At 63.3% G+C, this 240-nt stretch carries 1 protein-coding gene; it reads left to right on the top strand.

The genetic code is table 11. The features are described 5' to 3' along the window. Window positions 1-240 (top strand): hypothetical protein (locus ACYOEI_RS41450; RefSeq protein WP_462856519.1); only part of this gene is annotated, 240 nt, incomplete at both ends.

The raw sequence follows: 240 nt of genomic DNA, 5'->3' as shown, positions 1-240 counted from the left end.
TCACCCTCCCCACCACCGGCACCTACACCCTCGCCGTCCAGGGCTACATCTACGCCAACGGCACCACGACCGACAATTTCGTCGTCAGGTCGGTCACCGACGCCACCGCCGCCTTGACCCTCGGCACGGCCGTCTCCGGCTCCATCGCAAGCCAAGGACAGCAGAAGAACTACACCTTCACACTCGCCTCGCCCGCTCAGATCTGGTTCGACAGCAGGACCTCCGACGGAAATCTCTACT

The organism is Singulisphaera rosea (genome assembly GCF_054877945.1).
This window is presented reverse-complemented; position numbering and strand designations above follow the sequence as displayed.